Below are 6,126 nucleotides of genomic sequence, written 5' to 3'. Positions count from 1 at the left end.
TTGGGCACGACTGAGACTGCTAGTGTAGGCTTTAGGCATGGCTCACGCAGGGCTAGAGATTTATGTAAACTTCAGCCTACACTGTGTGAGCTTTTTTACCCCTTGGAACCCTTTTCATACATCCTCTCAGAAGAATAAGGGGGAGGAGACTCGGCTGCGAGGGGAAGCTGTATTGGGTCAGAGGGATAGGCAGACTCTCGTTTTGGCGGCTGAGGCGTCTGTTTGCGCCGACGGGAAATATTCTCTTCTGTGGTTTCTTCGGCAATGACTTCATAGAGCAGCGCGATTTTGTTGCCGTCGCCTTTGCGCAATACTCGCCCTAACCGCTGAATATATTCTCGTGTGGAGCCGCTGCCTGATAGGAGAATGGCTATGCGGGCATCTGGAACATCCACCCCTTCATTGAGCACATGGGAAACAACAATGGTTTTGTAAGTGCCTGTGCGAAAGTTTTGTAGGACAGTGCGACGCTCTTTGACCGGTGTTTGATGGGTAATGGCGGGAATGAGAAACGCCTGTGAGATTTTATAGACGGTGGCGTTGTCGTTAGTAAAAATGATGGTGCGCTCCGGGTAGTGTTTAGCCAGCAGCTCCTCGAGGATACGGAGTTTGCCATCTGTTCCGAGGGCAATGGTCTTGGCTTCGCGGTGGGCTAACATGGCCCGCCGCCCAGCCTGAGATCGCGCACTGGCGGCCACAAATCGCTGCCAGCCTTCGGGACTTCCCAGCCAAATCCTGGACTGTTGCAAGAAATCATTGCGCTGTTGGATCAGCGCTGCGTAGCGACGACGTTCTATTTCCGATAGGGTTACTTTGAGCTGCACAATCTGATACGGGGCCAAGGCCAGCCCCGACAGCTCAGCCGCTGTTTTGTGATAAACCACCGGTCCCAGCAGCTGGTCGAGATCGCTGTGGCGACCGTCAGCTCGATCGGGGGTGGCCGTTAGCCCCAGACGGTAGGGTGCGATCGCATATTCAGCAATTACCCGATTAAAGTCACTGGGCAGATGGTGGCACTCATCGCACACCAATAACCCATAGCGGTTGCCCAGATTTTCGGCATGGATGGCCGCACTGTCATAGGTGGCAACGAGGATATCGGTGCGATCTCGACTGCCCCCGCCCAGTAAGCCAATCTCCGCATCGGGAAAGGCGGTTTCTAAATGGGCATACCACTGGTGCATCAAATCTAAGGTGGGCACCGTAATCAACGTACTGCGAGGAATCGCCTGCAGTGCCAGCTGGGCCAGATACGTTTTACCCGCCGCCGTTGGTAAAACCACCACCCCCTGCCAGCGATTTTGCTGCCATGCGCTCAGCGCCTCGCTTTGGTGGGCGTAAGGCTCAAACGTGAGCTGCGGTTTTAGCTCTAACTTCGTAAAGTTGGCTGCCTGATCGTCAACGGCAATTTGCTCTTGGCGCAGTGCCTCTATGAGTGGGCGATAACAGTGGGCGGGAATCCGAAACCGCTCAATCCGGTCATCCCACACAGCATGGTCGATCCAGCTTTTACCCCGAGGGGGCGGGTGCAAAATCAACGTGCCGCGATCAAACCGCAGTGTAGGTGTACGGACCATGTTTTTTCTGGAATGGGGGCATCTACAACTGTATTGACCCGTAGCCATCTACCACGGAGAATCGTTGCCATGGATCAGTCAATGATTATAGGGTTAGCCCTTGCTGGTTTGATTGTTGTACTTAACGGGGACAAAAGTAAGCCCGAAAAGAAATCGACTGCAAAACCCAGCAGCACCGAATTCGTCGTGCGGGTTAAAGACGGCAACGTTGCCGTCGGTCCCAAGTCATAGGCCAGTCTTCTAGCGTTACATGTCTTCTAGCGTTGCATATTGTATTCCTTGAACCATTGCTGCGCCCAGACTAGCGCCTCATCCCCATGGGTGAGCTGACCGCTAGCCTGGGCGTTTTCAATAGCACTGAGCAGCTGTCCAATGTGGGGACCCGAACTCAGGCCCAGCCCCTGCATCAGGTCTTTGCCACTGACCAAGGGAGTGGGGTGAGCAATGGGATCGTCGGCAGTCTGATAGCGCCTCACCAACTCGGCTACGGTTGCAGTCGGTACGCCCATGGAGAGGGCCACCAGGGACACAGCTGGGAAACTAGTGCCCGCCGTCTTAAACAAAAAAAACTGGTCCGCTCGGGATAAGTAGCCCTGCACCACTAGCCGCTCTAAATAGGGCTGGGTTTGGATCACTCTAAAAATGGCCTGCCCTTCGCTACGGCTATACTTCAAGCGATTCAGCCAGCGGTTGGCCGCCTCTTCATCCAGCGGCAGCAGCCGAGACAGGCGGGCGGCTTTGACCCAGCTGCGATAGTGGCCAGCAGGTACCGTATCTTTCCAGCCATGGAGCAACGTCAGGTAGCCCGGTATGTTGGGTAACGTGGCCAGGGCCTTGTCTAGGGCCGCTAGCTGCTTAGCATGTTGTTCACTCAGGTGGGGCAGCCAGGTGGTAAATAATCCATCCTGCCACGCCATGCGAAAACAGGTAGCTCCTTTGGGCTGGCTCAAAAGCGCATCTAATTCGTGGCGAATTCGCTCAGCCGCGATGGTTTGCAATAAAGGAGCCAGCTCGTGAATGGTGCGACGGGTGTTGCTGTCGATGGTAAACCCCAGCTGGGCCGCCTGACGGTAGGCCCGCAACAACCGCAGCGGATCCTCCGCTAAGTTCTCACGGCTGACCATCCGCAGGGTTTGCTGCTGCAGATCGGCCATGCCATTGAGGGGGTCAATCAGCCGATCGCTCTGGGGATGGTAGGCAATGGCGTTGATGGTAAAATCTCGCCGCTGCAGGTCGGTTTCCAGAGTTGGCCCCACCTGTTGGGCAAAGTCGATGGTGGCCTGGTCAAAGACGGCCCGAGCAATTTGATTGTCGGCATCGAGCACGACAAAGCCAGCCTGATAGCGACGGGCAATGGCACTTGCGATCGCAACTGCCCCGTCCGGTAACACAAAATCCAAATCTAAATAATCCGCCTGGCGCTTTAGCAATGCATCCCGCACGCTGCCCCCTACCACACAGGCCGTCTCCGGCAGCAAGCGACTATCAAAGGGCCAAGTTGTGGGAATTAGGGCAGACGCCATAGACGACACAAAGTTCAACGATGCAGCTCCAAACGTAGTGCGGCTTACAATTCTCCTATATTGCGTCGCTGGTCGGCACTTAATTCTGGTGCCTAATTTTAGGCTGTTGCTAGATTTTCGCTAAAACGGACAGCTCAACCGCACAATTTGCAACAAATCTTTCTACCCATATTTTAGGTGCGCTACTGTAGTTACAGCGCCTACGCTCCAAACAGGAATTGGCACTTCACCACATCCTTCCCCTGCCATGTGTATTTGCATCAACTGCCACTACGTTGACCGCTGCATTACCTACCATGCGGTGGAAACCAACCATCGGCAGCCCCATCTCACCGATACCCCAGATTTTGACCCTCAAAATCCCACGATTAACGCCAACATTACTCCCCCCGTAGTCAGCGTAGAAGGCGATCGCATTGTCCAATCAGGTGATTTTGGCTTTGAATACGACGTGGTCGGCTGTGATAGCTTCCAGCAAGACACCGGCAGATGGGCCAAGCTCCGCCCCGGCGAAGCCATTCCCACATAATCAATCGGCGTAGGTTGGGTTGAATTCATGAAACCCAACATCGGCAAACATTACACCATCGTCAAATGCCTGGGCAAAGGTCAAAATGGCCAAACAGACCTAGCGCAGATTTTGACGCCGAATGCTTCCCCCACATCCGTCGTCATCAAGCAAATCTATCGCCCCTCAGAACCGCTTGATACCTTAACCAAACGCCTAAAGGCTGTCGGACAACACCCTCAGCTACCCACCCTCCTCAACAGCTGGCAATCCCCCGACGGACAGTTTCTCGTCTTTGAGCACATTGCGACCCCCAGTCTCCAAACCCACACACCACCCTGGACAGCCGCCCAAGTAGAAACCGAGCTGCTGTCACTCTTGCCAGTTTTAGAACACCTCCACAGCTTCCGCCTGGTCCATGGCGACATTCGCCCTGCAAATATTCGGCAGGCCAGCCCCGATCAGCCGCCCGTCCTCGTCGATTTACGCATTACCCAGCGGCTGAATAAACAGAACCCCACCCTAGCCACAACTGGCGGAGACGCTGCCTACGCCGCTCCCGAACAAGCGCTAGGACAGCTAGTCTATGCCAGCGATCTCTATAGTCTAGGGCTGGTGGCCATTCATCTTCTGACTGGACTAGCCCCCTTTGACCTCTACTCAGTCGCTGACAACCGCTGGATCTGGCTCGACTTCGTGACAGACCCCCTACCTAAAAACCTCAGCCAGGTTTTGCAGACACTCCTAGAACGCCCCATAGAACGTCGCTACTCTAGCGCCGACCAGGCCCTCACCGACCTCAAAAAATCCCCTGTCGTCTCCCTTCTGGATAAAGCTCGCTCCCTGCTCCCTGCCCAAGAGTCTCTACCAGCTTTACAGGTTCCAAAGCGCTTCCTGTCATCTGCTGATCCTTCGAACTCCTCGGCCCTCCCACCGGTCAAACGAACGGCTCCGAAAATTTCCTGGCAGCGCCTTTATCGGCTTACCCCTGGACTCACCACAGCCCTTGCTCTCCAAGGAAAAATCCTGGCCCTGGGGACCCACACTGGCAGCATCCTAATTTGTGACCTGGCTGCTGAGGCAGAAATGTTTACCCTGGAGGGTCGTCATCATCGCGATCGCATCACCGCCCTGGCCATTCATCCCCAAGGTCACACCCTTTATAGTGCCAGCAGCGATGGCACTGTAAAACTATGGGATTTGAGCCGTGGAAACTTGCTGCACACCCTGACTCAACCTGGCTGGCTACCGACGGATTTAGCCATGACTCCCCCCTATTTAATCGTGAGCGACGGCGGTGGTCACATTACGCTTTGGGATTTAGAGCAGCTGACCCCTAGCCACAGCTTTAACCAGCATCAGGATTGGGTGAGTGCGATCGCAGCTAGCGGCTCCCGGCTAGCCAGTATTAGTCGCGATCGCACCCTGCGGCTGTGGTCCATTCCAGACAAAAAACTGATTGATACCCTACCCATTCGTCCAAGTCAGGCGTTGGCCCTGCATCCCAGTGGCAACTATGGGGTTGTTGGCAACGACCAGGGCCAGGTAGATGTGTGGACCGTAGGGTTATCGGCTAAACCGAAACGCCTTTGTCAAGTAGAAGACAGCATTACGTCTCTGGCCCTGAGTCCGGATGCTCGGCTGCTGGCTGTGGGCAGTGAGGGGAATACATTGCGGGTCTACCAGGGGACCAGCGGTCAGTGTGTATCAGAACTGGTTCAGGGATGGGGCGTCATTGCGATTGCCTTTGATGGCCACACCCTGGTCAGCAGCAGTCAGGATGAAACCGTCACCGTTTGGCGACGGATACCCCAGTGATTAGCCAGCGATTAGCCGCCAATATGCCATGATCAAAACCGCTGTTTGAATTCGTCTGCTCCATGGCCTATGCTCCCCCTGCTCCCCTAAAACCTGGGGATTTACTCTATGCGATTGCTCCCAGCGGTGCTCTGCGAGAAACAACTAAGTTTGAGGCAGGGGTGCAGGTTTGGTGCGATCGCGGTTATCGAGTCGAACTCAGCCCTACCTACGACAACCGCTGGGGATATCTAGCCGGTACAGACGACCAGCGCCGCCAACAGCTGCTTGAGGCACTGACCAATCCCAAGTATCAAGGTATTCTCTGTGTCCGAGGCGGCTACGGCGGCACCCGCCTACTCGAAAACTGGCAGTGGCCAGCGGACCTAAACAAATGGCTGATCGGCTTTTCCGATATCACCAGCCTGCTGTGGAGTGGCCAAATCAGCGGTGGCATTCACGGCCCGTTACTCACCACCCTTAGCCAGGAACCGGACTGGTCACGGCAGCGGTTGTTTAACTGGCTAGAACATCACACTTTAGAGCCCCTGACCGGCGATAGCTGGGTTAGCGGCACTGCCACCGGCAAATTATTACCCGCCAATCTGACTGTGGCCACCTGTCTGCTGGGCACCTCCCATGAACCCGACCTGACCGGCGCTATCTTAGCGCTTGAAGACGTTACCGAAGCACCCTATCGTCTCGACCGCATGCTCACCCA

6 protein-coding genes are annotated in these 6,126 nt (G+C 55.3%); 4 read left to right on the top strand and 2 right to left on the bottom strand.

Annotated elements, in window-relative coordinates; translation table 11 throughout:
- Nucleotides 1-95: 95 nt before the first annotated feature.
- Nucleotides 96-1,577, bottom strand: a complete 1,482-nt coding sequence (locus IQ260_RS26210; protein ID WP_193996029.1) for a DEAD/DEAH box helicase family protein — start codon at nt 1,575-1,577, stop codon at nt 96-98.
- Nucleotides 1,578-1,646: 69 nt separating this feature from the next.
- Here IQ260_RS26210 and IQ260_RS26205 point away from each other — a divergent pair, with 69 nt between their 5' ends.
- A complete protein-coding gene (locus IQ260_RS26205) occupies nt 1,647-1,808 on the top strand; it encodes a hypothetical protein (RefSeq protein ID WP_193996028.1) in 162 nt (53 codons plus the stop codon).
- 26 nt (nt 1,809-1,834) lie between these two features.
- On the opposite strand, the gene IQ260_RS26200 is transcribed toward IQ260_RS26205, so the two are convergent.
- Nucleotides 1,835-3,100, bottom strand: a complete 1,266-nt coding sequence (locus tag IQ260_RS26200; protein ID WP_228016448.1) for a tRNA nucleotidyltransferase/poly(A) polymerase family protein — start codon at nt 3,098-3,100, stop codon at nt 1,835-1,837.
- A 247-nt stretch (nt 3,101-3,347) separates the two neighbouring features.
- Between IQ260_RS26200 and IQ260_RS26195 the strand changes: the two genes are divergently transcribed.
- From IQ260_RS26195 to IQ260_RS26185, 3 genes are all read left to right on the top strand, one after another.
- Entirely contained in the window at nt 3,348-3,629 is a 282-nt protein-coding gene (locus tag IQ260_RS26195) for a Ycf34 family protein (protein WP_193996026.1), read from the top strand.
- 27 nt (nt 3,630-3,656) lie between these two features.
- On the top strand, nt 3,657-5,426 hold the full coding sequence (locus IQ260_RS26190) for a WD40 repeat domain-containing serine/threonine-protein kinase (protein ID WP_193996025.1): 1,770 nt from the start codon (nt 3,657-3,659) through the stop codon (nt 5,424-5,426).
- Between the two features lie 62 nt (nt 5,427-5,488).
- A partial coding sequence (locus tag IQ260_RS26185) for a S66 peptidase family protein (protein ID WP_193996024.1) occupies nt 5,489-6,126 on the top strand: 638 nt, incomplete at its 3' end.

The sequence above is a fragment of the Leptolyngbya cf. ectocarpi LEGE 11479 genome (genome assembly GCF_015207065.1).
Taxonomy (GTDB): Bacteria; Cyanobacteriota; Cyanobacteriia; order Phormidesmidales; family Phormidesmidaceae; genus Leptothoe; species Leptothoe ectocarpi.
This window is presented reverse-complemented; position numbering and strand designations above follow the sequence as displayed.

Coding starts and splice junctions, on each gene's coding strand:
- IQ260_RS26210 (WP_193996029.1), bottom strand. CDS start 1,577: ATGGTCCGTACACCTACACTGCGGTTTGATCGCGGCACGTTGATTTTG.
- IQ260_RS26190 (WP_193996025.1), top strand. CDS start 3,657: ATGAAACCCAACATCGGCAAACATTACACCATCGTCAAATGCCTGGGC.
- IQ260_RS26195 (WP_193996026.1), top strand. CDS start 3,348: ATGTGTATTTGCATCAACTGCCACTACGTTGACCGCTGCATTACCTAC.
- IQ260_RS26205 (WP_193996028.1), top strand. CDS start 1,647: ATGGATCAGTCAATGATTATAGGGTTAGCCCTTGCTGGTTTGATTGTT.
- IQ260_RS26200 (WP_228016448.1), bottom strand. CDS start 3,100: ATGGCGTCTGCCCTAATTCCCACAACTTGGCCCTTTGATAGTCGCTTG.